This window comes from Pseudomonas sp. 273 (assembly GCF_029201425.1).
GTDB lineage: Bacteria > Pseudomonadota > Gammaproteobacteria > Pseudomonadales > Pseudomonadaceae > Pseudomonas > Pseudomonas delhiensis.
Window position 1 is genome coordinate 5,295,108 of the sequence record NZ_CP116775.1, and the last position, 24,173, is coordinate 5,319,280.

The following is a 24,173-nucleotide window of genomic DNA, read 5'->3' on the forward strand; positions in this document are numbered from 1 at the left end:
TGACCCAGGTCATCGCAGTTGTAAACAAACAGTAAATGCGAGTGATTCCAACTCGCTTTTGTCGTATCTATGGGCATTTCCCAACCGCCCGCCGTACCCGGCGCAACAGGAAAACCTCCATGCAAGCCCGAGCCCTGCCCCTCCCCCGCCGCCTGCTGGCCTGCGCGGCCGCCGCCATGACCAGCGCCTTCCTGCTCCTGCAACCCGCCGGCGCCAGCGCCACCACCCTGGACACCGCCTTCGGCCCGGTGCAGGTCAAGGACCACCCGCAGCGCGTGGTGGCCCTGGGCGAGAACACTCTCGACGCCGCCCTGGCCCTGGGCGTGCAGCCCCTGGGCGCCCTGGCCAGCCGCGGTGGCAGCGACATCCCCGAGTACCTCAAGGCCAGGGCCGGCAAGCTGCCGCTGGTGGGCACGGTGCGCGAGGTCAACCTGGAAGCGGTGCTCAAGCTGCGCCCGGACCTGATCCTCGCCAGCCCCGGCCTGACCCGCGAGCAGTACGCCAAGCTCAGCCTGATGGCGCCCACCGTGGTGCCCGGGGGCGGCGCCCTGGACGACTGGCGCGCGGCCTTCCGCACCTACGCCGCGGCCCTGGACAAGCGCGCCGAGGGCGAACGGCGCCTGGCCGAGCTCGACCAGCGCATCGCCGCGCTGCGCCCGCGCCTGCCGGCCGGCGTCAGCCTGAGCGTGGTGCGCTGGAACCCGCAGGGGCCGATCATGATGTCCAGCCACCTGTTCGCCGGCCAGCTACTCGACCAGCTGGGCCTGCGCCCCAACCCGCTGGCGGCCGAGCAGACCAGGCGCCCGCACACCGACATCCTCAGCCTGGAGAACCTGTCCAGGGCCGATGCCGACTGGATCTTCCTCGCCACCCTCAACCCCGACGGCGCGAAAGCCCTGGCCGAAGCCCGCCAGCAGCCCGCCTTCACCCGCCTGAAGGCGGTGCAGGCCGGGCACCTGGCCAGCGTCGACGGGCAGATCTGGAGCAGCAGCTCCGGCTACCTGGCCGCCCAGCAGGTGTTGGATGACGTGGAGAAGGCGCTGGCCAACTGATGCTGCCCGCGCGCCTGTCCCAGCCGCTGGCCCTCGGGCTGGCGGCTCTGCTGCTGTCGCTGTTGTGCCTGGCCAGCCTGCTGCTGGGCGCCGGCGACGCCGGGCCCTGGGCCAGCCTGCAGGCGCTGTTCGGCGGCGCCGACGAAGACACCCGCTTCGTGGTCGGCGTGCTGCGCCTGGCGCGCACCGAGCTGGCCCTGCTGGTGGGCGTGGCCCTGGGCGCCGCCGGCCTGCTGCTGCAGGCGGTGACGCGCAACCCGCTGGCCGAGCCCGGCCTGCTGGGGGTCAGCGCCGGCTCGGCCTTCGCCGTGACCCTGGCGATCAACCTCGGCGCCACCGCCGCCGGCCTGAACCTGGCGGTGGCCGTGGTCGGCGCCCTGGGCGGCTGCCTGCTGGTGCTGGCGGTGTCGCGCCTGCGCGGGGTGGGCGACGACCCGGTGCGCCTGGTGCTGGCCGGGGTAGCCTTCTCCGGCTTGCTCACGGCACTGAGCAGCCTGGTGCTGCTGTGGGACCAGCGCACCGCCGACGAGGTGCGTTTCTGGGTGGTCGGCAGCCTCGCCGGGCGCCCGCTGGATACCCTGGGCTGGAGCCTGCCGGGGCTGCTGCTCGGCCTGCTGGTGGCGCTGCCGCTGATCCGCCCGCTGGCCGCCCTGGCCCTGGGCGAGCGCGTCGCCAGCGGCCTCGGCCACCACCCGCAGCGGGTGCGCCTGGCCGCCCTGCTGGCGGTGGCGCTGCTGGTGGGCACAGCCAACGCCGCCGCCGGGCCCATCGCCTTCCTCGGCCTGATCGTGCCCTACATCGCCCGCCGCCTGGTGGGCAGCGACATCCGCCGCGGCTTCGCCCTGTGCCTGCTGCTGGGCCCCTGCGTGCTGCTGCTGGCGGACATACTGGCGCGCCTGCTGGTACGCCCCTACGAGATGCCGGTGGGGGTGGTCACCGCCTTCGTCGGCGCGCCCATCCTCATCGCCGTGGTGCGCTCGCACCGCCTGCCGACGCTGCAACGCCAATGAACGCCTCCTCCACTCCCCAGGGTTATGGCCTGCTGCGCCTGGGCCGGCTGTCGCTGCTCTGGCACCGCCGCAGCCTGGCGCTCGGCCTGGCGCTGCTGGTGCTGCTGGGCGCCGCCTTCGTGTTCTGCCTGAGCGGCGACGGCCTCGGCGCCGGCCAGGCCATCGCCGCCCTGCTCGGCCAGGGCGATGCCTTCCAGCAACTGCTGGTGCGCGAGCTGCGCCTGCCACGGCTGTGCGCCGGGGTGCTCAGCGGCGCCGCCCTGGGCGCCGCCGGCTGCCTGATGCAGACCCTGGCGCGCAACCGCCTGGCCACCCCCGGCATGGTCGGCCTGGACAACGGCGCCACCGCCTTCGCCGTGGCCTCCATCGTCGCGGTACCGACCAGCCTGGCGCCCTCGGCCCTGGCCCTGACCGGCGCCGCCACCGCCGCGGCGCTGACCTTCCTGCTCGCCGCCGGGGCCGGCGCCCGCGGCTACCGCTTCATCGTCGTCGGCCTGGGCATCGGCGCGCTGTTCGGCGCCCTGACCAACCTGATGCTGGCCCGCGCCGACATAGACGCGGCCAACGCCGCCTACCCCTGGACCGTCGGCAGCCTCAACGCCCGCCCGCCGCTGGCCGTGTGGCTGCTGGCCGGCGGCCTGGCCCTGGGCCTGCCGGCGGCGCGCCTGCTCACCCGGCCGCTGACGGCGATGCGCTTCTCCGACAGCGTGGCCATCGGCCTGGGCGTGCGCCTGGGCGCCATGCGCATCGCCACCCTGGCGCTGAGCGTGGCCCTCACCGGCCTGGCCGTGGCGGTGGCCGGCCCGGTCGGCCTGGTGGCGCTGATCGCCCCCGAGGCGGCGCGCTACCTGGGCGGCCAGCACGGCGTGCCGGTGCTCAACGCAGCCCTGGCCGGCGCCCTGCTGACGCTGCTGGCCGACTGGCTGGGGCGCACCCTGCTGGCGCCCATCGAAATCCCCGTGGGCATCGTCATGGCGGTGATAGGCGCGCCCTACCTGCTGTGGATCATCCTGCGCCAACCTTCCGGGAGACAGCCATGAACCCGAACCCCATCGCCCCGCTGGAGGCCCGCGACCTGAGCATGGCCTACGGCAAGCGACCGATCATCCAGGGCCTGGACCTGCGCCTGCCGGCCGGCCGGGTGACCGCCATCGTCGGCCCCAACGGCTGCGGCAAGTCCACCCTGCTGGCGGGCCTGGCGCGCCTGCAGAAGCCCAGCGGCGGCGCCGTGCTGCTCGACGGCAAGGCCATCGCCAGCCTACCCTCGAAGGAGGTGGCGCGGCGCCTGGCGCTGTTGCCGCAGGACGCCAGCGCCCCGGACGGCCTCACCGTGGCCGAGCTGATCCGCTTCGGCCGCCAGCCGCACCAGGGCCTGTTCCAGCAATGGAGCACCGAGGACCAGAAGGTGGTGGACGCCGCCCTGGCCGCCGCCGACCTCGGCGAGCTGGCCGAGCGGCCGCTGGAATCCATGTCCGGCGGCCAGCGCCAGCGGGCCTGGATCGCCATGGCCATCGCCCAGGACACCCCGCTGCTGCTGCTCGACGAGCCCACCTCGGCGCTGGACCTGGGCCACCAGATCGAGGTCTTCGAACTGATCCGCCGCCTCGCCGGGGCCGGCAAGACGGTGGTGATGGTGGTCCACGACCTGTCCAGCGCCTGCCGCTACGCCGACCACCTGGTGGCGATGAAGGGCGGCCGCGTGCTGGCCGAGGGCGCGCCGGCCAGGGTGGTGACGGCAGAACTGGTGGAGGCGTTGTATGGCGTGCGCTGCACCCTGCTGAGCGATCCCTACAGCGGCACGCCGCTGATCGTTGGGGCCAGCCGGGTGCGAGCCTGCTCTTCGTAGGAGCGAGCTTGCTCGCGAATAGAGTTTGTCGGTGGCTGTGGTGTTGGGTTTAAGAGCGCCCTCTCCCCAGCCCTCTCCCTGAAGGGAGAGGGGGCTTGTCCGTGCCGAGAGGAGGAATGGCTTCAGTCGGAAACCAACGGTGCTGCCGGCTGACTCTAGAACACCCAGCTCTGCCCAACGGTCCCCTCTCCCTTCAGGGAGAGGGTTAGGGAGAGGGTGCTCTCAGTCTTGGTGCCGAAATCCCGGGAGGCCCCATTCGCGAGCAAGCTCGCTCCTACGAAAAGCACCATCCCATTCCCCCCAGCACTCAGATGCGACGAAATGCCAGCACCCAGCCATTGCCCCGCCCCCACCGCCAATGGGATCATTCGCAATTGCATCGAGTTCTCATCAATGGCCTATCCAGCGACACCCAAGCTGCTCCTGGTGGAAGACGACGCCCACCTGCGCCCGGCCCTGGAACGCCACTTCCAGGGCCGCGGCTTCGCCGTGCGCGCCTGCGAGACCGGCACCCAGGGCCTGGCCGCGCTGCGTGACGGCGGCTTCGACCTGGTGCTGCTGGACATCATGCTACCCGGCGTCGACGGCCTCAGCCTGCTCGACGAGCTGCGCCGCCAGCAGACCGTGCCGGTGATGCTGATGTCCGCCCTGGGCGCCGAGCAGGACCGCATCAGCGGCTTCACCCGCGGCGCCGACGACTACCTGCCCAAGCCCTTCAGCCTGGCCGAGCTGGATGCCCGGGTCGACGCCCTGCTGCGCCGCGTGGCCCTGGACCGGCGCCAGGCCGAGGCGCCCCAGGGCGACGCGCTGACCCTCGACGACGAAAGCCGCGACGTCATCCACCAGGGCCGCGCCGCCGGCCTCACCGGCTCCGAGTACCGCCTGCTGGCGACCCTGCGCGCGCACCCCGGCGAGGCGCTGAGCAAGGCCTTCCTCTACCAGAGCGTGCTGCACCGCGCCTACACCCGCCTGGACCGCGGCCTGGACGTGCACGTCTGCAACCTGCGCCGCAAGCTCGCCGCCATAGGCGCGCAGCACCTGCAGATCCAGGCGGTGCGCGGCCAGGGCTACGTGCTGGTGGAAACGGACAGCGCCTGATGCGCCGCCACCCGCTGCTGTGGAAGCTGGCCCTGCTGCAGGTGGGCTTCTGCCTGACGCTGACCTGGCTGATCTGGAACTGGGGCCTGTCGGTGGAGCGCAGCACCTACTTCCTCGACGAAGCCGACCGCCTGTACCTGGCGCGCTACGCCCTGCAGGCCGAAACGGCCTGGCGCGAGGGCGGCGCGGCCGGCGCCGAGGCCTTCCGCCGCCAGCTGGAGCGCGAGGAAGACACCTGGGCCGCGGTCATCGGCCCGCGCCTGGAGAGCCTCGGCAGCACCCCGCTGAGCGCCGAGGAGGCCAGCCACCTGACCTTCATGCGCAAGCTCGACTGGCCCATGAGCCGGCGCCTGCAGGACGAGCTGCCCTACGTCAGCATCGAATTCCCCGAACACCCCGAGGACGGCCGCCTGGTCATCCAGCTGCCCGAGCGCCTGCTGCCCAGCGGCCTGACGCCCTGGACCCACGTCATTACCCACGGCGTGGCGCCGACCCTGCTGGCCCTGCTGCTGGGCCTGGCGCTGTACCGCCACCTGGTGGTGCCGCTCAACCGCCTGCGCGACCGCGCCGACGCCCTGCGCGCCGACGACCTCGACAGCCCCGGCCTGCCGCTGCAGGAGCGCCGCGACGAACTGGGCGAGCTGGCCCAGGCCTTCGAGCACATGGCCGCGCGCCTGCGCCAGAGCCTGGCGCAGCAGCGCCTGCTGCTACGCACCCTGTCCCACGAACTGCGCACGCCCCTGGCGCGGCTGCGCATCGCCCACGACGGCGACCTGCCGCCGGAGCAGCTGCGCCAGCGCCTGGGCCGCGAGGTGGCCGACATGCAGCGGCTGCTGGAAGACACCCTGGACCTGGCCTGGATGGACACCGAGCGCCCGCAGCTGCCCACCGAGCCGGTGCTGGTGCTCTCGGTGTGGGAGGCGCTGCGCGAGGACGCCTGCTTCGAGAGCGGCTGGGAGCCGGCGCGCCTGCCCTGCCCGCTGGGCACCGAATGCTGCGTGCAGGTGCACCTGGACAGCCTGGCCCAGGCCCTGGAGAACCTGCTGCGCAACGCCATCCGCCATTCGCCGGCAGGCGGCCGCGTCAGCCTCGACGGCTGGCGCGAGGGCGAACACTGGCACCTGTGCCTGCGCGACCAGGGCCCCGGCGTGGCCGAGGCGGACCTGGAGCGCATCTTCGAGCCCTACCAGCGCCTGGAGGGCAGCGGCGCGGGCTTCGGCCTGGGCCTGGCCATCGCCCGCCGCGCCATCGAGCTGCAGGGCGGCCGCCTGTGGGCCACCAACGCCCACCCCGGCCTGTGCCTGCACCTGCTGTTGCCGGCGGGCGAAAGTGTTTAGAAAGTTAATGCGCTTTACTCGCAATTGTGAGTAATTATCATCTTCGATCTCTCGCCTTCAGGCTGAACTTCCGGAGATCGAAGATGTCGTCCCGTGCCCAACCCCTAGTCCCCTTCCTGCTGCTGTCCAGCTGCCTGCTGGCCAGCGCCGTCCACGCCGCCAGCCAGGACGAGCAGCCCATCGAACTGGACAGCCAGACCGTGGTCGCCACCGCCCAGGAAGAGACCAAGCAGGCCCCGGGCGTGTCCGTCATCACCGCCGAGGACATCAAGAAGCGCCCGCCGGCCAATGACCTGTCGCAGATCATCCGCACCATGCCGGGGGTCAACCTGACCGGCAACTCCAGCAGCGGCCAGCGCGGCAACAACCGGCAGATCGACATCCGCGGCATGGGCCCGGAGAACACCCTGATCCTGGTCGACGGCAAGCCGGTCAGCAGCCGCAGCTCGGTGCGCTACGGCTGGCGCGGCGAGCGCGACACCCGCGGCGACACCAACTGGGTGCCGGCCGACCAGGTCGAGCGCATCGAGGTCATCCGCGGCCCGGCGGCGGCGCGCTACGGCTCCGGCGCCATGGGCGGGGTGGTGAACATCATCACCAAGCAGGCGGCCAAGGAAACCCACGGCAACCTCACCCTCTACCAGAACTTCCCGCAGCACGGCGACGAAGGCGCCACCAAGCGCATGAGCTTCGGCCTCAACGGCCCGCTCACCGACACCCTCAGCTACCGCGTGTACGGCGACGTGGCCAAGACCGACGCCGACGACTGGGACATCAACTCGGGCCACGAGTCGGCGCGCACCGGCAACCAGGCCGGCACCCTCCCCGCCGGCCGCGAAGGCGTGCGCAACAAGGACGTCAACGGCCAGCTGAGCTGGCGCCTGACGCCCGAGCAGACGCTGGAGCTGGAGGCCGGCTTCAGCCGCCAGGGCAACATCTACACCGGCGATACCCAGAACACCAACAGCAACGCCAACGTGAAGAGCATGCTCGGCCACGAGACCAACATCATGTACCGCGAGACGTACGCGATGACCCACCGTGGCGACTGGGACTTCGGCTCCTCCATGGCCTACCTGCAGTACGAGAAGACGCGCAACCGGCGCATCAACGAAGGCCTGGCCGGCGGCACCGAGGGCATCTTCAGCAACACCGACTTCTACACCTCGACCCTGCGCGACCTCACCGCCCACGGCGAGGTCAACCTGCCGCTGTACGCCTGGCGCAACCAGACCCTCACCCTGGGCAGCGAATGGACGCGCCAGGAGCTGGACGACCCCAGCGCCAACACCCAGACCACCAGCGAGGGCGGCTCCGTGCCCGGCCTGAGCGGCACCGGCCGCGACAGCAGCTCCTCGGCGGAGATCTTCTCGCTGTTCGCCGAAGACAACATCGAGATCATGCCCGGCACCATGCTCACCCCGGCGCTGCGCTTCGACCACCACGACATCGTCGGCGACAACTGGAGCCCGTCGCTGAACCTGTCCCACGCGCTGACCGACACCCTCACCCTGAAGGCCGGCATCGCCCGCGCCTACAAGGCGCCGAACCTGTACCAGCTCAACCCCAACTACCTGCTCTACAGCCGCGGCCAGGGCTGCTACGGGCAGAGCACCAGCTGCTACCTGCAGGGCAACGCCGACCTCAAGGCCGAGACCAGCGTCAACAAGGAACTGGGCATCGAGTTCAAGGACAACGGCTGGGTCGCCGGGCTGACCTACTTCCGCAACGACTACAAGAACAAGATCGAGTCCGGCCTGAGCCCGATCGGCAGCGCCAGCGGCGGCACCGGCAGCTACGCCAACGCCTCCATCTACCAGTGGGAGAACGTGCCCAAGGCGCTGGTCGAGGGCCTGGAAGGCACCCTCACCGTGCCCCTGGCGCAGCAACTGACCTGGACCAACAACTTCACCTACATGCTGCAGTCGAAGAACAAGGAAACCGGCGACGTGCTCTCGGTGATCCCGGACTACACGCTCAACTCCATGCTCGACTGGCAGGCCACCGACGACCTCTCGCTGCAGTTGAGCGTGGCCTGGTACGGCAAGCAGAAGCCGAAGAAGTACGACTACCAGGGCAACCGCGTGACCGGCAGCGCCAACGACGAGCTGTCGCCCTACGCGCTGACCGGCGCCAGCGGCACCTACAAGATCAGCAAGAACCTCAGCCTCACCGCCGGCGTCGACAACATCTTCGACAAGCGCCTATACCGCGCCGGCAACGCCCAGGGCGTGACCAACATCGCCGGTGCCGGTGCCGCCACCTACAACGAGCCCGGCCGCACCCTGTACACCAGCCTGACCGCGTCCTTCTGAGGACCACCCGGCCCCCGCTCCCGGCGGGGGCCGGCAGACGAGATCGCCTGATGAAAACCACCACCCTGCCCCTGGTCCTGGCGCTGGCACTGGCCGCGTCGAGCCAGGCGGCCCTGGCGCAACCGGCGCCGGACCAGAAGATGGACACCACCTTGCTGCAACGCCAGGACCTGGCCTACCGCTTCACTCGCCTCGAACTCGACTCCGCCGACGGCCGGCGCCACTACCGCCTGTGGGTCGGCAAGCCCGAACGCCCGGCTCCCGCCGCCGGCTACCCGGTGCTGTGGATGCTCGACGGCAACGCCGCCCTCGGCGCCCTCGACGCCGCCGGCCTGGCGAAGCTCGCCGACGGCCAGGCGCCGCTGCTGGTCGCGGTCGGCTACCAGACCGACCAGCGCATCGAGCGCAACGCCCGCACCTACGACTACACCCCGCCGCTGCCCGGCGAGGCCAGGCAGCTCGACCCGCTGACCGGCCAGCCCAGCGGCGGCGTCGATGCCTTCCTCGACCTGCTGCGCGAACGCATGCGCCCCATGGTCGCCGCCGTCGCCCCCATCGACGCCAGCCGGCAGACCCTCTGGGGCCACTCCTACGGCGGCCTGGCCGTGCTCCACGCGCTGTTCACCCGCCCCGGCGAATTCAGCGCCTACGCCGCCGCCAGCCCCTCGCTGTGGTGGCACGACGGCGCCATCGTCCGCGAAGCCGCGGGCCTGGAGCAGCGCCTGGGCGAAAGCCGCCCGCGCCTGCTGCTGATGCGCGGCGGCGACGAACCGGGCAACCCGCGCGGCCCGGCGAAAGGCGACGCCGAACGCCCGGCCCGCGAGCTGAGCGCCGACCTGGCGAAGGTGCCGGGCCTGCAGGTGCAGTACCAGCGCTTCGACGGCCTGGGGCACGGCCCCATGCTGCCGGCGTCGCTGCGCTACCTGATCGAGCACTACCCGTAGGGCGCATAACGCCTAAGGCGTTATCCGCCGTTGCCCCGGCACCGGAGCGTACGGAAACGGGGGCTTCGGGTTCGGATCCGCAGCGGCCGGGGAACAAGGTCAAGCGGCGGATAACCGCGAACGGTTATTCGCCCTACGCCCCGATCACCCTCGTAGGGCGCATAACGCCTAAGGCGTTATCCGCCGTTGCCCCGGCACCGGAGCGTACGGAAACGGGGGCTTTGGGTTCGGATCCACAGCGGCCGGGGAACAAGGTCGAGCGGCGGATAACCGCGAACGGTTATTCGCCCTACGCCCCGATCACCCTCGTAGGGCGCATAACGCCTACGGCGTTATCCGCCGTTGCCCCGGCACCGGAGCGTACGGAAACGGGGGCTTCGGGTTCGGATCCGCAGCGGCCGGGGAACAAGGTCGAGCGGCGGATAACCGCGAACGGTTATCCGCCCTACGCCCTGCCCTCCCCCTTTGCGTTGCTGGCAATCGGCAACCGGGCGGGAGCACAATCCGGGGTTCACCGTTCCAGGAAGCCTCCGGATGTCCGATAGCCTGCACGCGGCCTTGCGCCACTTCGTTTCCGCCCAGCGCCGCGACCCGGCGTTCCGCTCCCTGCGCCTGGTGCAGCGGCACAGCCTGGATTGCGGCGTGACCCGCGACCAGGTCGACCCGGTGCGGCACGGCCTCGACCAGGGGGCGATGCTCTGTGCCGAAGTCGACGGCGTGGAAGCCTTCGCCGCCACCAGCGACCTTGGCGAAAACGGCCTGCGCCAGGCCTTCGAACGTGCCCGCCAACTCGCCGCCAGCATCGCCGCCCGCGCCCTGCCGCGCCCGGCCCAGGCCGGCGCCGACCTCGGCCAGCAGCGGCGCAGCAGCCCGCATTTCGCAGCCCCGCTGCCGGACCTGGCGCAATGGCTGGACCTGCTGCGCGCGGAATGCGCCGCTGTGCCCCGTGACGAACGTATCGTCGACTGGAGCGCCAGGCTGGGCGTGGTGCGCGAACGCCAGCTGTACCTCGACCGCCACGGCAGCGACCTGCTGCACGAGACCCAGCGCCTCTACCCCTGGCTGTCGGTGACCGCCTTCGACGGCCAGCAGAGCCAGACACGTACCTTCGAAGTGGCCCGCCAGGGCGGTGCCGAGGTGATGTTGCACAGCGGCTTCGCCGGCGCCGCCGCACGCGTCGCCGACGAGGCCCTGCAACTGCTGCTGGCGCCCAACACCCCGGAAGGCACCCGCGACCTGCTGCTGATGCCCGACCAGATGATCCTGCAGATCCACGAATCCATCGGCCACCCGCTGGAGCTGGACCGCATCCTCGGCGACGAACGCAACTACGCCGGCACCAGCTTCGTCACCGCGGACATGTTCGGCCACTACCAGTACGGCTCGCCGCTGCTCAACGTCAGCTTCGCCCCGGACGTGCCCGACGAACTGGCCAGCTACGCCTACGACGACGAAGGCACGCCCGCCGAGCGCCAGCTGCTGATCGCCAACGGCATCCTCCTGCGCCCCCTCGGCGGCGCCCTGTCCCAGGCCCGCAGCCAACTCGCCGGCGTCGCCAACAGCCGCGCCTGCAACTGGAACCGCGCGCCCATCGACCGCATGGCCAACCTCAACGTCGAGCCCGGCGACAAGAGCCTGGCGCAGCTGATCGGCGGCATCGAGAAAGGCATCCTCATGGCCACCAACCGCTCCTGGTCCATCGACGACGCGCGCAACAAGTTCCAGTTCGGCTGCGAATGGGGCCAGCTGATCGACAACGGCGAACTCGCCGGTGTGGTGCGCAACCCCAACTACCGCGGCATCTCCGCGCAGTTCTGGCGCAGCCTCGGCGCGGTGGGCGACGCCTCCACCTTCAGCGTGATGGGCACCGCCAACTGCGGCAAGGGCGAACCCAACCAGGCGATCACCGTCGGCCACGCCTCGCCGGCCTGCGTGTTCAAGGACGTCACCGTGTTCGGAGGGCAGGCCTGATGCATCTGCGACTGTCCCCCGAACACCTGCGCGAACTCGCCGGCTGGCTGCAGGGCCGGCTGCGCGGCGGCGAGGAGTTCAGCCTGTGGCTCGCCGCCGAGGATTCAGACTTCGTGCGTTTCAACCACGCCCGGGTACGCCAGGCCACCCGCGTGCTGCAGATCGAGGCGCAGCTGCGGCTGATCCGCGGCGCCCGCCACGCCAGCCTGGAGCTGAGCCTCACCGGCACCGCGGAACAGGACCGCCTGCGCCTGCAACAGGGCCTGGAGCAACTGCGTGGCACCCTGGAGGCGATCCCGGAAGACCCCTACCTGCTGCTGGAGGACGAACCCTGGACCAGCGTCCAGGAAGCACCCGGCCGGTTGCCGGAAGTACGCGAGGTGATCGACCAGGTGGACGCCCAGGCGCGCGACCTGGACCTGGTCGGCATCTACGCCGGCGGCCCGCTGTACCGCGGCTTCGCCAACACCCGCGGCAGCTTCGGCTGGCAGGCCAGCGGCAGCGCCAGCCTGGACTGGAGCCTGTTCGCCGACAACGGCGAGGCGGTGAAGACCACCTACGCCGCCCGCGACTGGGACGCCGCCGAACTCGGCCGGGCCTTCGCCCGCGCCCGCGAGCAGCTGGAGTACCTGCAACGCCCGCAGCGCACCCTGCAGCCGGGAGCCTACCGTGCCTACCTGGCGCCGGCGGCGCTGGAAGAGATCGTCTCGCTGCTGTGCTGGGGCGGCTTCTCCGCCCGCGAACTGGCCACCCGCCAGAGCCCGCTGCTGTCGCTGCACCTGGGCCATGCCAGCCTGTCGCCCCAGGTCAGGCTGGAGGAGGCGGCCAGCAGCGGCCTGGAACCGCTGTTCGACAACGACGGCTTCCTGCGCCGCGACCAGACGCTGATCGACGGCGGGCGCATGGTCGGGCAACTGGTCAGCCCGCGCTCGGCGAAGGAATTCGGCCTGCCCGCCTATGGCGCCGGCAGCCACGAGATGCCGCGGTCCCTGGTCATGGCCGGCGGCGACCTGCCCGAGGACGAAGTGCTGGCGCGCCTGGGCACCGGCCTGTACATCGGCAACCTCTGGTACCTGAACTACTCGGACCTGGCCGCCGCGCGCATCACCGGCATGACGCGCTTCGCCAGCTTCTGGGTGGAAGACGGCCGGATAGTCGCCCCCCTGGCCAGCATGCGCTTCGACACCAGCCTGTACAGCCTGCTCGGCGAGCACCTGCAGGCCATCACCCGCGAACGCTCGCTGCGCATCGACACCAACACCTACGGGCGCCGCAGCGCGGCCACCCAGTTGCTGCCGGGGGCGCTGGTGGAGGGGTTCACGCTGACGCTGTAGGGCGTACAACCGTTCGCGGTTGTACGCCGTTACACCCATCTCGACGTTGGCCTCCTGGTCAAGCCCGGAGCGCTTGGAAACGGGAGCTTCGGGTTCGAATCCGGCGCGGCCTGGGGCCAAGGTCAAACGGCGGATAACCGCGAACGGTTATCCGCCCTACGCCACGGTCGGGCCTGGCGTAGGGCGCATAACGCCTACGGCGTTATCCGCCGTTTGACCTTGATCCCCGGCGGCTCCGGGGTTGAATTGGGCGCTGGCGGTGGCCTCGGTGTATCGGCGGATAACCGCGAACGGTTATCCGCCCTACGCCACGCCCAACGCCGTTACCAGTCGCAATAGCAACCGGTGGCCAGGGTGCTGGGGGACTTCACCTGGCGGCCTTCGACCAGCGCCTGGATCACCGGCTCGATGAAGCTGTTGGCCGAGGTGCAGGTGGCGCCTTCGCTGTAGGGGCCGAAGTAGGCCAGCTTGCCGTCGCGGTCCCACACCGCCACCGAGGGGCTGGCGGCGATGGGCGGCGGCGAGGGGAATTCCGGCAGCGGCTTCAGGCCCCACAGCTCGCTGGCCAGGCGGCCCTGGGTGCCGGGCTTGCGGTAGGCGTAGAAGTCCACGCCCTGGGGCTCGAAGCGCTTGATCAGCGAGGCCAGGTGCTGCTGGTTGGCGACGTTGCACGGGCATTCCGGGTCCCAGAAGTGCACCACGCGGATAGGCCCCGGGCCGGCCAGTTGCGCCGGCAGTTGCAGCGCCTGGCCATCGAACAGCTGGGTGGTGTCCGGATAGGTGCGCAGGTAGCGGCCGTGGAACGACCAGAAGGCGGCGAACAGGATGCCGAGCCAGGCCAGGATCAGCACGCCCGCGAGAACGACTTTGCGATTGAGCGACATGATGCGGAAGGGGGTGGACGGGAGGGCCGCTAGCTTGCCACGTCCAGCCGCCAGGGCAAGCCTTTCCTGACCGACAGGCTGCGGCCGGGGGGCGCAGTCAGGCCAGGTAGCGGCGGAACCAGGCCAGGGTGCGGTCCCAGGCGAGCCTGGCCGCGGCCTCGTCGTAGCGTGGCGTGGAGTCGTTGTGGAAACCGTGGTTCACGCCGGGGTAGATGTACGCCTGGTAGGTCTTGCCGGCGGCCTTCAGCGCCTGCTCGTAGGCCGGCCAGCCCTCGTTGATGCGCGTGTCCAGTTCGGCGTAGTGCAGCAGCAGCGGCGCCTGGATCCGCGGCACGTCCTCGCTGCGTGGCTGGCGGCCGTAGAAAGGCACCGCCGCGGCCAGCTCCGGGTAGGCCACCGCCGCCGCATTGGCCACCCCGCCGCCATAGCAGAACCCGGTGATACCGACCTTGCCGGTGCCGCCCTCGTGGCGCATCAGCCACTCCAGGCCGGCGAAGAAGTCGTTCATCAGCTTCTCGGGGTCGACCTTCGCCTGCAGTTCGCGCCCCTTGTCGTCGTTGCCCGGGTAGCCGCCGACGGAGCTGAGCCCGTCCGGCGCCAGCGCGATGAACCCGGCCTTGGCCAGCCGCCGCGCCACGTCCTCGATGTAGGGGTTGAGCCCACGGTTCTCGTGCACCACCAGCACCGCCGGCACCTTGCCCTGGACCCTGGCCGGCCGCACCAGGTACGCGCGCACCCGGCCATTGCCCCTGGGCGAGTCGTAGCCGATGTACTCGGGGGCGATGTCCGGGTCGGTGAACGGCACCTGCTCGGCCAGCGCATAGTCCGGGCTCAGCGCCGGCACCAGCGCGGCCGCGCCGACGGTGACCAGCGAAGCGCGCTGGATGAACTCGCGGCGGTTGATCAGGCCATGGGCGTAGTGGTCGTACAGCTCCAGCAGCTCGGGCGGGAAATCGCGGGCGGTAAGGCGCGGCATGGCGGGTTCCTCCTGAAAAGCGACGGGCAGACCTGCAGACTAGACCAGATACGCGCCCTTCCGCCGCGCCGGTGTAGCGCGACACCGATAGAACCGTAGGAAAGTTCCAAATCCAGCCCGACCCTCCCCTCGAACAGGAGGCTCCGTGGATACTCAGCACGCCGCCCCTGGCCACTCACCGACATACAGCTTGAAAAGCACAATATTCAGCGCATAATGCAACACACTTCAATTAGCCAAATAAACCGGCTAATAAAGCGCTGAAAGATCCACCGACGGGAGACCAGGCAATGGCAGCACTCATGGACCGCGCTGATCAGGCGGTGTCCGTCACGAGCATGGCGCGAAGCTTCAGTGCGAAGCTGCGGGACGTGGCGACTCGGAAGACCGAGAAGCTCGTCGTTTTCAAGGACAACGAACCCGCTGCGGTCATCCTCAACGTCGAGGCCTACCAGGAACTGCTCGACGAACTGGAAGACCTGCGCGTGGAGCGCGTCGCCCGTGACCGCCTGGACAGCTTCGACGCAAGCAAGGCGATCAGCCACGAGGACATGGTGGCTCGCTTCGCCGACTGAAGAAGGCCAGGCCGCATGGCATGGAACGTCATCTATCACGAAGCGGTCACGGACGACCTGTTGCGCCTCGGTAGGGTCGAGGCGCAGCGAATCCTCAAGGTCATCGGGCAGCGCATCGTCGAGGGCGAGCCCGACAAGCTGGGCAAGGCCCTGGCGGGCAGCCTCGCCGGCTGCCGCAGGATCAGGGTGGGCAACACCCGCATCGTCTACCGCGTGGACGGCCCGCGCATCGAAGTACTGATCATCGCGGTGGGCGCACGCCGCAACGACGAAATCTACGACCTGGCCAGCAAACGGCGCTGAAGCCTTGCCGCTCCAATCCAAGGGAACGGCGAGGTTCAGTCACCAGCGTCCATCACCCCGCCCAGCCACCCACATCCACCACCGCCTGGGCGAACGCCTGTGGCGCCTCCTGCGGCAGGTTGTGGCCAATGCCGCCACTCAGCGTGCGGTGCTCGTACTTGCCGGTGAACCTGGCGGCATAAGCGCTGGGTGGCGGGTGGGGGGCGCCGTTGGCGTCGCCTTCCAGGGTGATGGTGGGCACCGTGATCGGCGGGGCCTTGGCCAGCTTCCGCTCCAGCTCGTCGTACTTCGCCTCGCCTTCGGCCAGGGCCTGGCGCCAGCGGTAGTTATGGACGGTGATGGCGACGTGGTCGGGGTTGTCGAAGGCCTTGGCGCTGCGTTCGAAGGTGGCGTCGTCGAAGCGCCACTTCGGCGAGGCCTGCTGCCAGATGAGCCTGGCGAAGGCGTGGGTGTTCTGCTGGTAGCCGAGCCGGCCGCGCTCGGTGGCGAAGTAGAACTGGTACCACCAGAGGAACTCGGCTTCCGGCGGCAGCGGCTTGCTGCCGGCCTCCTGGCTGCCGATCAGGTAGCCGCTTACAGCCACCAGGCCCTTGCAGCGCTGCGGCCAGAGCGCGGCAATGATGTCGGCGGTGCGCGCGCCCCAGTCGAAGCCGGCGAGGATGGCCTTGTCGATCTTCAGCGCGTCCATCAGGGCAATGATGTCCGAGGCCACCGCCGCCGGCTGGCCGTTGCGCATCGTCCGTTCGGAAAGGAAGCGCGTGCTGCCGTAGCCGCGCAGCCAGGGCACTATCACCCGGTAGCCGCGCGCCGCCAGCAACGGCGCCACGTCGACGAAGGCGTAGATGTCGTAGGGCCAGCCATGCAGCAGGATCACCGGCGGCCCGTCGGCCGGGCCATCCTCGGCGTAGCCCACGCTGAGCAGCCCGGCATCGATCTGGCGGAGGGCGGCGAACGCGGTGTGCGCGCCGGCCTTCGTCGCCGGCGGGGTTTTCTCCACGGGCTCGCCGGCGGCCTCGGCAAGGCGCGGCAATTGCGCCGCCACCACGGCCACTGCCGCCATGCGCATCAGGTCGCGCCGTCTGGAATCGAAGTCCTCTGCCATATGTCCCCCTGGTTGGTTGCGGTACGGGGTGAAGCGTAGGCGAAAGCGCCCATGACGCACCGGCGCCTGTCGCCCTGCCTTCGCCGCGCCCGGCGCCGGTGTTAGCATGCGCGCCCCATGCGCCTGACCGACTTCGACCAACGCCTCGCCGACCTCGGCGCCCTGCCCCGCCACCGCGGGCGGATGCTGCGTGCCTGGCTGCAAGGCCGCGCGCTGGACGCCGGCACCCGGCGCCAGGCCAGCGAGGACTTCCTGCCGCTGGCGGTGCGCAATGCCGTGCCGGAACTGGCGGCGCAGTTGGAAGGCCTGGCGCGCCTGCATTCCCGCCACCCCGCCGGGGACGGCTCCGAGCGTCTGCTGGTGAGCCTGGCCGACGGGCAGATGGTGGAGAGCGTGCTGCTGCCGCGCGAGGGCCTGTGCGTGTCCAGCCAGGTCGGTTGCGCGGTGGGCTGCCGCTTCTGCATGACCGGCCGCAGCGGCCTGCTGCGCCAGGTGAGCGCCGCCGAGATGGTCGCCCAGGTGGTGCTGGCGCGGCGCCTGCGGCGGGTGAAGAAGGTGGTGTTCATGGGCATGGGCGAGCCGGCGCACAACCTCGACAACGTGCTGGAGGCCATCGACGTGCTCGGCAGCGACGGCGGCATCGGCCACAAGCACCTGGTGTTCTCCACGGTGGGCGACCCGCGGGTGTTCGAGCGCCTGCCGCGGCAACGGGTGAAACCGGCCCTGGCCCTGTCGCTGCACAGCACCCGCGCGGACCTGCGCGAACACCTGCTGCCCAAGGCGCCGAAGCTCACCCCGGACGAACTGGTGGAACTGGGCGAGACCTACGCCCGCCAGGTCGGCTACCCCATCCAGTACCAGTGGACGCTGCTCAAGGACGTGAACGATGGCCAGGACGAGCTGGATGGCATCCTGCGCCTGCTCAGGGGCAAGTTCGCGGTGCTCAACCTGATCCCCTTCAACGCCCTGGAAGGCGACGCCTACCAGCGCCCGGACGGCGCGCGCATCGTCGAGATCGTGCGCTACCTGCACAGCCGCGGCGTGCTGACCAAGGTGCGCAACAGCGCCGGCCAGGACGTCGACGGTGGCTGCGGGCAGTTGCGGGCGCGGGCGCTGGACCTGGTGAACACCAGCCGTCTGCACGGTTGAGGATTTCTGTACGCGTCCGATTCATCCGCGATTTCGCGGCGGGGCCCGGCCTATCGCGGACGGAGTCCGCTCCTACGACCGTGCTTCCCTGGAATTGTAGGAGCGGGCCCTGCCTGCGATTCGCGCGCAGGGCGCGCTCCTACAGGGGCACGACGTCAGGGCAACCTGTAGGAGCGGACTCTGTCCGCGATAGCCGGAAAATGCCGGCATCGGTGCCAGTTATTCGCCCTACGCGGCCCCACCCACATTGCGCCTACGGGCCTGCGCCCTCGGCGATCGCGCAGGGCGCCAGGCTCTGGCGGGCTTGCTCGATCCAGTCGTGCTCGCTGGCGAAGTCCGTCGAGTAGTCGGCCAGGCCCATGCTCAGCGACAGCGGCGGCAGCGACGCCCCGTCGAAGTTGCCGAACAGCTGGGCGATGCGTTCGACGCAGGCCCGGGCGCCGGCGCCGTGGGTCTGGCGGAACAGCACCAGGTACTCGTCCGGGTGCTTGCGGCTCACGTGGTCGGTGTTGCGCACCTCGGCCTTGATCAGGTGGCCCAGGCGCACGCTGAGGGCCTCGGCGGTGAGGTTGCCGTAGCGCAGGCGCAGGCGGGCATGGTCGTCGATGCGGATCAGCGCCAGGGTCGCCCGCGGCCCGCCGCGGCGGCAGCGGCCGAACTCCTGGGCCAGGCGGTGCAGCCAGACGTCGTAGGACAGCAGCAGTTGCTGCTGGTCGAAGCAGTCCACCAGGGAGAAGGCGCGGCGCTGGGCGTGCAGGCGGCGCGCCAGGCTGTAGCTGGTCCAGCCCACCGCCAGCGGGTAGAGGAACAGCATCGGCAGGCAGGCCCAGATCACCCGCCCGGGGGTCTCCAGGTCCACCTGGTAGCCGGTCAGCAGCCCCACCACTGCCATGCCCGCGACATTGGCCAGCAGGCCCTTGAGCATGAAGCCGGGCCCGTTGGCCGCCACGTTGTGCATGGTGACCATCGACAGCAGCAGCGCCGAAGGCAGCAGGCTGAAGTGCATCACGGCCACCCAGCCGCCGGCGAACAGCGAATCCAGCAGCAGGTTGCGCAGTTCGGCCCGGTAGGGCACCGCGGCACGCACGGCGATGGCCCGGGCCAGGCCCGGCCAGAGGAAGCCGTTGAGCAGCATCCAGGCCCAGAGCAGGGGGTTGCCCGGATAGACGAGCACCGCGATGAAAACGAAGCTCAGACCGCACCCCAGGCTGCGCGGCGCATGAATGCGCCTGGCGAAGGCGATACCGGCGGAAGTACTGCTTTCCATTTCCATACATCGATCCAGAGACGGCCTTCGGCGAAGGCTCGCCAGGCGGCATCGGCAACTGCGCCTGTAAATTGCCAGCATGTCTGACGTGCCTTTCCCGCTGGGCGCGTTATGCTTCCCCATTGGGTGAAAGCGTCAGCCTTCCGTCCACATGGGGAGCGACACCCACCCGCAAGACCGGCAATGTCAAAAAATCGCCATTGCCATGAACATTGATGACTTGCCCCCGCCGAGCGGGCGGCAAACGTTGACGAATCGGTCAGGAATGGAAGCCACCGCCTCCCTGCCGGCTATGGTCCCTGGCCATCACCGGAAGCGCACAGCTCTCGCGGCGGCTGCGAATCGAGAAGGGCCGTGCCGTCCCATGGCTGCCAGGTGCAGCGGGACAGAACGGGCACGGGCGGCCGCACGGCTGGCCAACCTTAAAATACGACCGTATTCTAATGCAGAAGAGGCCTGATGAGTAAACGCCCCGTCATTGATAGAGGCAAGGTCCTGGATGCTGCCGAAGGCGTAGTCATGCGCGAAGGCGTTGCGGCGCTGTCCATCGGCGAGGTGGCCAAGGCCGCCGGGATCAGCAAGGGTGGCGTGCAATCCTGCTTCGGCACCAAGGATGGCCTGATCGAGGCCATGTTCAACCGATGGAAAGCGGAGTTCGAGGTGGCTGTGCGCGACAACGCCCCAGACGAAGCGGAACCGCTCGACAGCCTGCGCGCCCATGTCCAGCTGATGGCCGCCAGCGACGAGGCCCTGGGCAAGCGCGCCGCGGCCGTGCTCGCGGCGATGCTCAGCCGGGAGGAACTGCGCCAGCGGTCCAGCGACTGGTACCGCCCCCTGCTCATCCAGGAAGGCGGCGAGGACGAGCGCAGCCGCAACGCCCGCCTGGCCTTCCTCGCCGCCAAGGGCGCCTTCCTGCTGCGCTCCTTCGGCCTCATGGAGGTGAGCGAGGAGGAATGGCAGGCGATCTTCCGCGAAATCGACACGCTGCTCGCCCCGCCGGAGTGAACCGGGCGCCGGGCGGCGCCTCCTCGCCCAGGCGCCACTGCAACTTCGGCAACTTCACCGGAAACCGTAACCATTTCATGACTTGTGGATATTCAAACAATGCCTAGACCAAACAACTAGCACCATATGGATATACCCAAAAGAACCGGCACGACGAATAATCAAAACAATAAAATCCCATTTATACGTGCCTTGGACAAAACCCCGTCATGCAAGCAAGCGCCAACTACGAAGACCAGGGCCTGGTCTGGATGTACGGCCACTTGAGAAGGATCGGCTGCACCGTTCCCACGTCGCTCTACCGCAGCCTGCGCTTCAGGCTGTGGGGCGATACGGGGCACTTCAGAAGCACCATCGGCTGGCAGAAGCTCCGCTTCCGCCGGACCGCCCACCACTAGTCGCCCCGCCTCGCATCCCGCCCTGCGCGGCCCTCCAGGCCGCTCCCCCACGCCGTGAACATGCCGCCATCCCCGCCGCCGGGATGGCTCCCCGCCCCCGCTGCGCTCATTCGTCCCCGGCATCGCGCCGCCGCCTGCGGGTGGAACTTCTCAATACCCGCAGGAATTCCAGGACGATAACCACGAACACGCCAGCAAGGATCGCAAAAAGCATGGTAGAGCCCTCGCTCTATATATCTTCGCAGCCAAGCGTTGTTTATCTTCGATAAACCTCTACAGCCTCGGGCCCTCGCTGAAAGAGCCCTGCCAATCAACTTCCAAACTTCCTGAAAAAACCACAGGGAGCGAACTTTCGTTCGCCCCCATCAACCCTCCGCCAACGGCAGGCGGATGACGAACAGCGCCCCCGCCTCGGCGTTGCTGACGCACAGGCTGCCGCCCATGTTGCGGATCAGGTCGTGGCTCACCGACAACCCCAGCCCGGTCCCCTGCCCCACCGGCTTGGTGGTGAAGAAGGGTTCGAAGATGCGTTCGAGCAGCGCCGGCTCGATGCCGCCGGCGCTGTCGCACACGTGCAGCTCCAGCCAGCCGGGTTCGGTGCAAGGCTGCTGGCCCAGGCGGATCCAGCGGGGGCCTTCGCGCTTTTCCAGCAAGGCGTCGCGGGCATTGGCCAGCAGGTTCACCAGCACCTGCTCCAGCTGGTCGGCGAACCCCATCACCTGCGGACGCGCCTGCGGCACCGCCAGTTCCAGCGCGATGCCTTGCTGGGCCATGCTCTCGCCCAGCAGCAGCACCACCGCCTCGCAACAGCCATGGGGGTCGAACGGGGCCATGTCCAGGTCGGACTTGCGGCTGAACACCCCCATGTGGTTGACCACGCGGGTCAGGCGGTCGACCTGCGCATCCACCCGCTTCAGCTTTTCACCCAGGTACTGCGGGTCGTCCAGCCGCTGCCAGGCATTGAAAAGCGCCAGGCGCATGACGTGCAGGGGCTGCTTCATCTCGTGGGCCATGCCGCTGACCATCTGCCCCAGGGCGGCCATCTTGGCGCCCTGGGCGAGTTGCTGCTGGGAGTGGCGCACCGAGGTGTTGTCCCGCGCCACCGCCTGGGCTTCGCGCAGCCGGCCCTGCTCGTCGAACAACAGGCGGTCGCTCCAGATCAGCCAGCGGCACTCCCGCCCGGGCAGGTTGAAGCGCAGCTCCCAGGATTCCTCGGCGCCGCTGCCGGCGCCTTCGACCAGGCGCGCGCGCAGCGCGCTGCAGTCGCGTTCGGACAGCCAGTAGTCCAGGCGGCGCCCCAGCAACTCGTCCACCGGCTCGCCGAGGAAGCTGGCGAAGGTCTGGTTCACGAAGGTCAACGCCAGGCTGGCCGAGTAGCGGCAGATCAGCGCCGGCGAGTCCTCCACCAGCATCCGGTAGCGCTCCTCGCTCTCGGCGATGCGCAGCGCCGCCTGGTGCCGCTCGGTCACGTCCAGCCACAGGCCCACCACTTCCCGCGGCATGCCCTGCACGTCGCGCAGCAGCTTGGCCTCGTCGTACAGCCAGTGCCATTGCCCGGCGCCATCGCGCAGGCGGTACTCGGCGTTGACGCGCCCTTCGCGCAGCAGCGTGCGGCCGCGCTCGAAGAAACTGCCCAGGTCGTCCGGGTGGACGCGCTCGGCCAGGGCCTGCCAGTTGTTCGCCTGCAGGTCGAGGCCCAGCAGGTTGCCGGCGCTTTCGCTGTAGAACTCCGGAATGAGCTGGCCGTTCTCCACGCGCTGCACATAGATCACCACCGGCGCCTTGTCGATCAGGTTGCGCAGCCGGGCATGGGTGGCCTCGGCCTGCTGTGCCTGCTGCCGCGCCTCGCTGACGTCGAGCAGCACGCCGCCGAGGAAGCCGTTGTCCATGCCGCCCTGCCGGCGGCCCTGCAGGCGCAGCCAGCGCCGCACCTGGGTCCAGGAATCCGGGCAGAGGCGCAGGTCCAGCTTCAGCTCCCCTTCCGGGCCCAGTTGGCGCAGGCGTATCAGCAGCTCGTCGGCATCCGCGGGGTGGAAGCGCTGCAGGAGTTCCTCCAGCGACAAGCGCGTCTGCCCGTCCGGCAGCTCCAGGATGGCCGCCACCGCGGCGGAGAACTCGAAGCCTTCGCGCGCCGCGTCATAGCGCCAGTAGCCGCCCTGCACCATGTTCTCCAGCAGGTTCAGCCGGTGCAGGCCGTCGCGCAGGCGCTTGCGCTCGAGGCGGCCGAAGACCTGCAGCGCCAGTTGCTCGGCCAGGCATTGCCAGTCCCCGGGCGAGAGTCCCGCGCGGCTCTCGTCGAGGCCCTCCGGCTCGCCGATCAGCCAGGCCACCTGCCCACCCTGCAGCGTCGCCGGAACGACCTGCAGGTGCTCGCAGCACAGTTGCCTGAGCAGTGCCGAGCCTGGCCCGTCAGCGCCGAGCAGGGTGCTGTCGGCCAGGGCGGCGAGCCCGCAATCCGGCAAGGCCAGGCCTTCGCGCAGCAGGCTGCCGGCGCCGGGGCGGACGAAGCTGGCGAACACCCGCCCGCCACCGCCCGGCTGCGCCAGGACCAGAGCCATGGACTGCAGCCGGAAGCTGTTCGCCATGACCTCGAGCGCTTCGCCGACCGCGCCCGGCAGCTCGGCCAGGGCGACGTGGCCGAGCCTGGAGAGCAGCAGCTTGATCACGTTGAAGCACTGCATCTGCGACTTTTCCCTGTCGCTCTGCCAGTTCAGGTCGGAGATGTCGGTGCCCAGCAGCAGGCAGCCGCGGCCGGCCAGCGGGCTGACGCGCATGCGGAAGACCAGCGGCTGCTGGTCGAGGCTGCGCAGGGCCAGGTCCACCTGCCCGGCCTGGCGCACCTCCAGGGGTGGGCCGGCGGGGCGCGACCTGCGCTCCAGGTAGTCGCCCAGGTACGCCGCATCGGCATGCCGTGGCGGCGCCAGGCAGCGGGCACGGCGCCCGCCCAGGCGGCACACGCGGTCCTCGGCGTCCAGCTCGATGCACAGGTCCCAGTGCTCCTGGCTCCATTGCCAGAACTGTTCGCAGAGCCCGCTCTGCACGTCTTGTCGGGGCATCGGCGCCTCACTGTCCGGCGCCGGGGCGGCCTTGTCGTTGGAATGGCCACGGAACAGACCCAGCATCGTCGACCTCACAGCAGCAGGCTGGCCTGGGCCTGCAGCACCGCGGGCAACCGCGGCACCGGGCCGATGCCCGGCAGCGTCAGCACCGGCACCAGCGGGGCGCCATCGGCGGGGTAGCGCACGCAGACGGTGATGCGCGTGTAGCGCCCCTCGGCCACCGGCGTGGCGACGAACTTGCCGCCGCTGCAGCCGGTGTACCAGCGGCTCGGCATCCAGCCGAGGCGGTCCGCCACGGCCTGGGCCACGGTGTCCTGCAGGGCCGCCTGGTACTGCTGCGAACCCAGCGTATCGTTCACCGACACCGCCACCCGCGCGCCGGCGGCCGCGGCATCGTTGAACGACTGCAGCACCAGCAGGGGTATGCAGTACGCCAGCACGCCGTAGAACACGGTGAAGAACAGGATGAAGGTGGCGGCGAACTCGATGGTCACGGCGCCGCGCTGGCGGGTTGGGTGTGTCTGCTGCATGGGTTCCCCCGTAGAGTC

General features: G+C 69.9%; 21 protein-coding genes. 15 read left to right on the top strand and 6 right to left on the bottom strand.

The window, feature by feature from the left end; genetic code table 11:
* Positions 1 to 119: 119 nt before the first annotated feature.
* The 10 genes from PKO50_RS24130 to PKO50_RS24175 all read left to right on the top strand — a co-directional run bounded on the left by PKO50_RS24130 (position 120) and on the right by PKO50_RS24175 (position 12,907).
* Entirely contained in the window at positions 120 to 1,052 is a 933-nt protein-coding gene (locus PKO50_RS24130; RefSeq protein ID WP_275627432.1) for an iron-siderophore ABC transporter substrate-binding protein, read from the top strand.
* Entirely contained in the window at positions 1,052 to 2,062 is a 1,011-nt protein-coding gene (locus PKO50_RS24135; protein WP_275627433.1) for an iron ABC transporter permease, read from the top strand. The genes PKO50_RS24130 and PKO50_RS24135 overlap by 1 nt, the downstream gene beginning before the upstream one ends.
* Positions 2,059 to 3,102, top strand: a complete 1,044-nt coding sequence (locus tag PKO50_RS24140) for an iron ABC transporter permease (protein ID WP_109935669.1) — start codon at positions 2,059 to 2,061, stop codon at positions 3,100 to 3,102. Before PKO50_RS24135 ends, PKO50_RS24140 begins: the two co-directional genes overlap by 4 nt.
* Positions 3,099 to 3,908: an ABC transporter ATP-binding protein gene (locus PKO50_RS24145; protein WP_275627434.1), complete on the top strand. Its 810-nt coding sequence runs from the start codon at positions 3,099 to 3,101 to the stop codon at positions 3,906 to 3,908. Before PKO50_RS24140 ends, PKO50_RS24145 begins: the two co-directional genes overlap by 4 nt.
* Positions 3,909 to 4,301: 393 nt before the next feature.
* Entirely contained in the window at positions 4,302 to 5,006 is a 705-nt protein-coding gene (locus PKO50_RS24150; protein ID WP_089394881.1) for a response regulator transcription factor, read from the top strand.
* Entirely contained in the window at positions 5,006 to 6,343 is a 1,338-nt protein-coding gene (locus tag PKO50_RS24155; RefSeq protein WP_275627435.1) for a sensor histidine kinase, read from the top strand. The genes PKO50_RS24150 and PKO50_RS24155 overlap by 1 nt, the downstream gene beginning before the upstream one ends.
* Before the next feature lie 83 nt (positions 6,344 to 6,426).
* Entirely contained in the window at positions 6,427 to 8,658 is a 2,232-nt protein-coding gene (locus tag PKO50_RS24160) for a TonB-dependent siderophore receptor (RefSeq protein ID WP_275627436.1), read from the top strand.
* Between the two features lie 50 nt (positions 8,659 to 8,708).
* A complete protein-coding gene (locus tag PKO50_RS24165) occupies positions 8,709 to 9,602 on the top strand; it encodes an alpha/beta hydrolase (protein ID WP_275627437.1) in 894 nt (297 codons plus the stop codon).
* Positions 9,603 to 10,136: 534 nt separating this feature from the next.
* Positions 10,137 to 11,573, top strand: a complete 1,437-nt coding sequence (locus PKO50_RS24170) for a TldD/PmbA family protein (protein ID WP_275627438.1) — start codon at positions 10,137 to 10,139, stop codon at positions 11,571 to 11,573.
* Positions 11,573 to 12,907 carry a metallopeptidase TldD-related protein gene (locus PKO50_RS24175; protein WP_275627439.1) on the top strand — a complete coding sequence of 445 codons (1,335 nt, stop codon included), beginning with the start codon at positions 11,573 to 11,575 and terminating at the stop codon, positions 12,905 to 12,907. The genes PKO50_RS24170 and PKO50_RS24175 overlap by 1 nt, the downstream gene beginning before the upstream one ends.
* 323 nt (positions 12,908 to 13,230) lie before the next feature.
* Here the strand turns inward: PKO50_RS24175 and PKO50_RS24180 are convergent, their stop codons facing one another.
* Positions 13,231 to 13,791 carry a DUF6436 domain-containing protein gene (locus PKO50_RS24180; RefSeq protein ID WP_089394712.1) on the bottom strand — a complete coding sequence of 187 codons (561 nt, stop codon included), beginning with the start codon at positions 13,789 to 13,791 and terminating at the stop codon, positions 13,231 to 13,233.
* A gap of 97 nt (positions 13,792 to 13,888) precedes the next feature.
* The gene (yghX, locus tag PKO50_RS24185; RefSeq protein WP_275627440.1) at positions 13,889 to 14,767 is read right to left on the bottom strand and encodes a YghX family hydrolase; all 879 of its coding nucleotides are present in this window, start codon (positions 14,765 to 14,767) and stop codon (positions 13,889 to 13,891) included.
* Positions 14,768 to 15,057: 290 nt separating this feature from the next.
* On the opposite strand from yghX, the gene PKO50_RS24190 reads away from it, so the two are divergent.
* Positions 15,058 to 15,342 carry a Phd-YefM gene (locus PKO50_RS24190; protein ID WP_089394710.1) on the top strand — a complete coding sequence of 95 codons (285 nt, stop codon included), beginning with the start codon at positions 15,058 to 15,060 and terminating at the stop codon, positions 15,340 to 15,342.
* 15 nt (positions 15,343 to 15,357) lie between these two features.
* Positions 15,358 to 15,645 (top strand): type II toxin-antitoxin system RelE/ParE family toxin, encoded by a 288-nt coding sequence (locus PKO50_RS24195; protein WP_089394709.1) that lies wholly within the window; start codon positions 15,358 to 15,360, stop codon positions 15,643 to 15,645.
* 52 nt (positions 15,646 to 15,697) lie between these two features.
* Here the strand turns inward: PKO50_RS24195 and PKO50_RS24200 are convergent, their stop codons facing one another.
* The gene (locus PKO50_RS24200; RefSeq protein WP_275627441.1) at positions 15,698 to 16,747 is read right to left on the bottom strand and encodes an alpha/beta hydrolase; all 1,050 of its coding nucleotides are present in this window, start codon (positions 16,745 to 16,747) and stop codon (positions 15,698 to 15,700) included.
* Between the two features lie 117 nt (positions 16,748 to 16,864).
* Here PKO50_RS24200 and PKO50_RS24205 point away from each other — a divergent pair, with 117 nt between their 5' ends.
* Complete coding sequence (locus PKO50_RS24205; RefSeq protein ID WP_275627442.1) at positions 16,865 to 17,896, top strand: RNA methyltransferase; 1,032 nt, start codon at positions 16,865 to 16,867, stop codon at positions 17,894 to 17,896.
* Between the two features lie 253 nt (positions 17,897 to 18,149).
* Here PKO50_RS24205 and PKO50_RS24210 read toward each other — a convergent pair whose 3' ends face one another.
* Positions 18,150 to 19,163 (bottom strand): MASE2 domain-containing protein, encoded by a 1,014-nt coding sequence (locus tag PKO50_RS24210; protein ID WP_275627443.1) that lies wholly within the window; start codon positions 19,161 to 19,163, stop codon positions 18,150 to 18,152.
* Positions 19,164 to 19,622: 459 nt separating this feature from the next.
* Between PKO50_RS24210 and PKO50_RS24215 the strand changes: the two genes are divergently transcribed.
* Positions 19,623 to 20,168, top strand: coding sequence for a TetR/AcrR family transcriptional regulator (locus PKO50_RS24215; protein WP_275627444.1), 546 nt, complete (start codon positions 19,623 to 19,625; stop codon positions 20,166 to 20,168).
* 209 nt (positions 20,169 to 20,377) lie between these two features.
* Positions 20,378 to 20,566, top strand: a complete 189-nt coding sequence (locus tag PKO50_RS24220; protein ID WP_109935684.1) for a hypothetical protein — start codon at positions 20,378 to 20,380, stop codon at positions 20,564 to 20,566.
* Between the two features lie 365 nt (positions 20,567 to 20,931).
* On the opposite strand, the gene PKO50_RS24225 is transcribed toward PKO50_RS24220, so the two are convergent.
* Both PKO50_RS24225 and PKO50_RS24230 read right to left on the bottom strand, forming a co-directional pair.
* On the bottom strand, positions 20,932 to 23,688 hold the full coding sequence (locus PKO50_RS24225) for a PAS domain-containing sensor histidine kinase (RefSeq protein WP_275627445.1): 2,757 nt from the start codon (positions 23,686 to 23,688) through the stop codon (positions 20,932 to 20,934).
* A gap of 8 nt (positions 23,689 to 23,696) precedes the next feature.
* Entirely contained in the window at positions 23,697 to 24,155 is a 459-nt protein-coding gene (locus tag PKO50_RS24230; protein WP_089394702.1) for a TadE/TadG family type IV pilus assembly protein, read from the bottom strand.
* Between the last annotated feature and the right edge of the window lie 18 nt (positions 24,156 to 24,173).

Coding starts and splice junctions, on each gene's coding strand:
- PKO50_RS24130 (WP_275627432.1), top strand. CDS start 120: ATGCAAGCCCGAGCCCTGCCCCTCCCCCGCCGCCTGCTGGCCTGCGCG.
- PKO50_RS24135 (WP_275627433.1), top strand. CDS start 1,052: ATGCTGCCCGCGCGCCTGTCCCAGCCGCTGGCCCTCGGGCTGGCGGCT.
- PKO50_RS24140 (WP_109935669.1), top strand. CDS start 2,059: ATGAACGCCTCCTCCACTCCCCAGGGTTATGGCCTGCTGCGCCTGGGC.
- PKO50_RS24145 (WP_275627434.1), top strand. CDS start 3,099: ATGAACCCGAACCCCATCGCCCCGCTGGAGGCCCGCGACCTGAGCATG.
- PKO50_RS24150 (WP_089394881.1), top strand. CDS start 4,302: ATGGCCTATCCAGCGACACCCAAGCTGCTCCTGGTGGAAGACGACGCC.
- PKO50_RS24155 (WP_275627435.1), top strand. CDS start 5,006: ATGCGCCGCCACCCGCTGCTGTGGAAGCTGGCCCTGCTGCAGGTGGGC.
- PKO50_RS24160 (WP_275627436.1), top strand. CDS start 6,427: ATGTCGTCCCGTGCCCAACCCCTAGTCCCCTTCCTGCTGCTGTCCAGC.
- PKO50_RS24165 (WP_275627437.1), top strand. CDS start 8,709: ATGAAAACCACCACCCTGCCCCTGGTCCTGGCGCTGGCACTGGCCGCG.
- PKO50_RS24170 (WP_275627438.1), top strand. CDS start 10,137: ATGTCCGATAGCCTGCACGCGGCCTTGCGCCACTTCGTTTCCGCCCAG.
- PKO50_RS24175 (WP_275627439.1), top strand. CDS start 11,573: ATGCATCTGCGACTGTCCCCCGAACACCTGCGCGAACTCGCCGGCTGG.
- PKO50_RS24180 (WP_089394712.1), bottom strand. CDS start 13,791: ATGTCGCTCAATCGCAAAGTCGTTCTCGCGGGCGTGCTGATCCTGGCC.
- yghX (WP_275627440.1), bottom strand. CDS start 14,767: ATGCCGCGCCTTACCGCCCGCGATTTCCCGCCCGAGCTGCTGGAGCTG.
- PKO50_RS24190 (WP_089394710.1), top strand. CDS start 15,058: ATGGCAGCACTCATGGACCGCGCTGATCAGGCGGTGTCCGTCACGAGC.
- PKO50_RS24195 (WP_089394709.1), top strand. CDS start 15,358: ATGGCATGGAACGTCATCTATCACGAAGCGGTCACGGACGACCTGTTG.
- PKO50_RS24200 (WP_275627441.1), bottom strand. CDS start 16,747: ATGGCAGAGGACTTCGATTCCAGACGGCGCGACCTGATGCGCATGGCG.
- PKO50_RS24205 (WP_275627442.1), top strand. CDS start 16,865: ATGCGCCTGACCGACTTCGACCAACGCCTCGCCGACCTCGGCGCCCTG.
- PKO50_RS24210 (WP_275627443.1), bottom strand. CDS start 19,163: ATGGAAAGCAGTACTTCCGCCGGTATCGCCTTCGCCAGGCGCATTCAT.
- PKO50_RS24215 (WP_275627444.1), top strand. CDS start 19,623: ATGAGTAAACGCCCCGTCATTGATAGAGGCAAGGTCCTGGATGCTGCC.
- PKO50_RS24220 (WP_109935684.1), top strand. CDS start 20,378: ATGCAAGCAAGCGCCAACTACGAAGACCAGGGCCTGGTCTGGATGTAC.
- PKO50_RS24225 (WP_275627445.1), bottom strand. CDS start 23,688: ATGCTGGGTCTGTTCCGTGGCCATTCCAACGACAAGGCCGCCCCGGCG.
- PKO50_RS24230 (WP_089394702.1), bottom strand. CDS start 24,155: ATGCAGCAGACACACCCAACCCGCCAGCGCGGCGCCGTGACCATCGAG.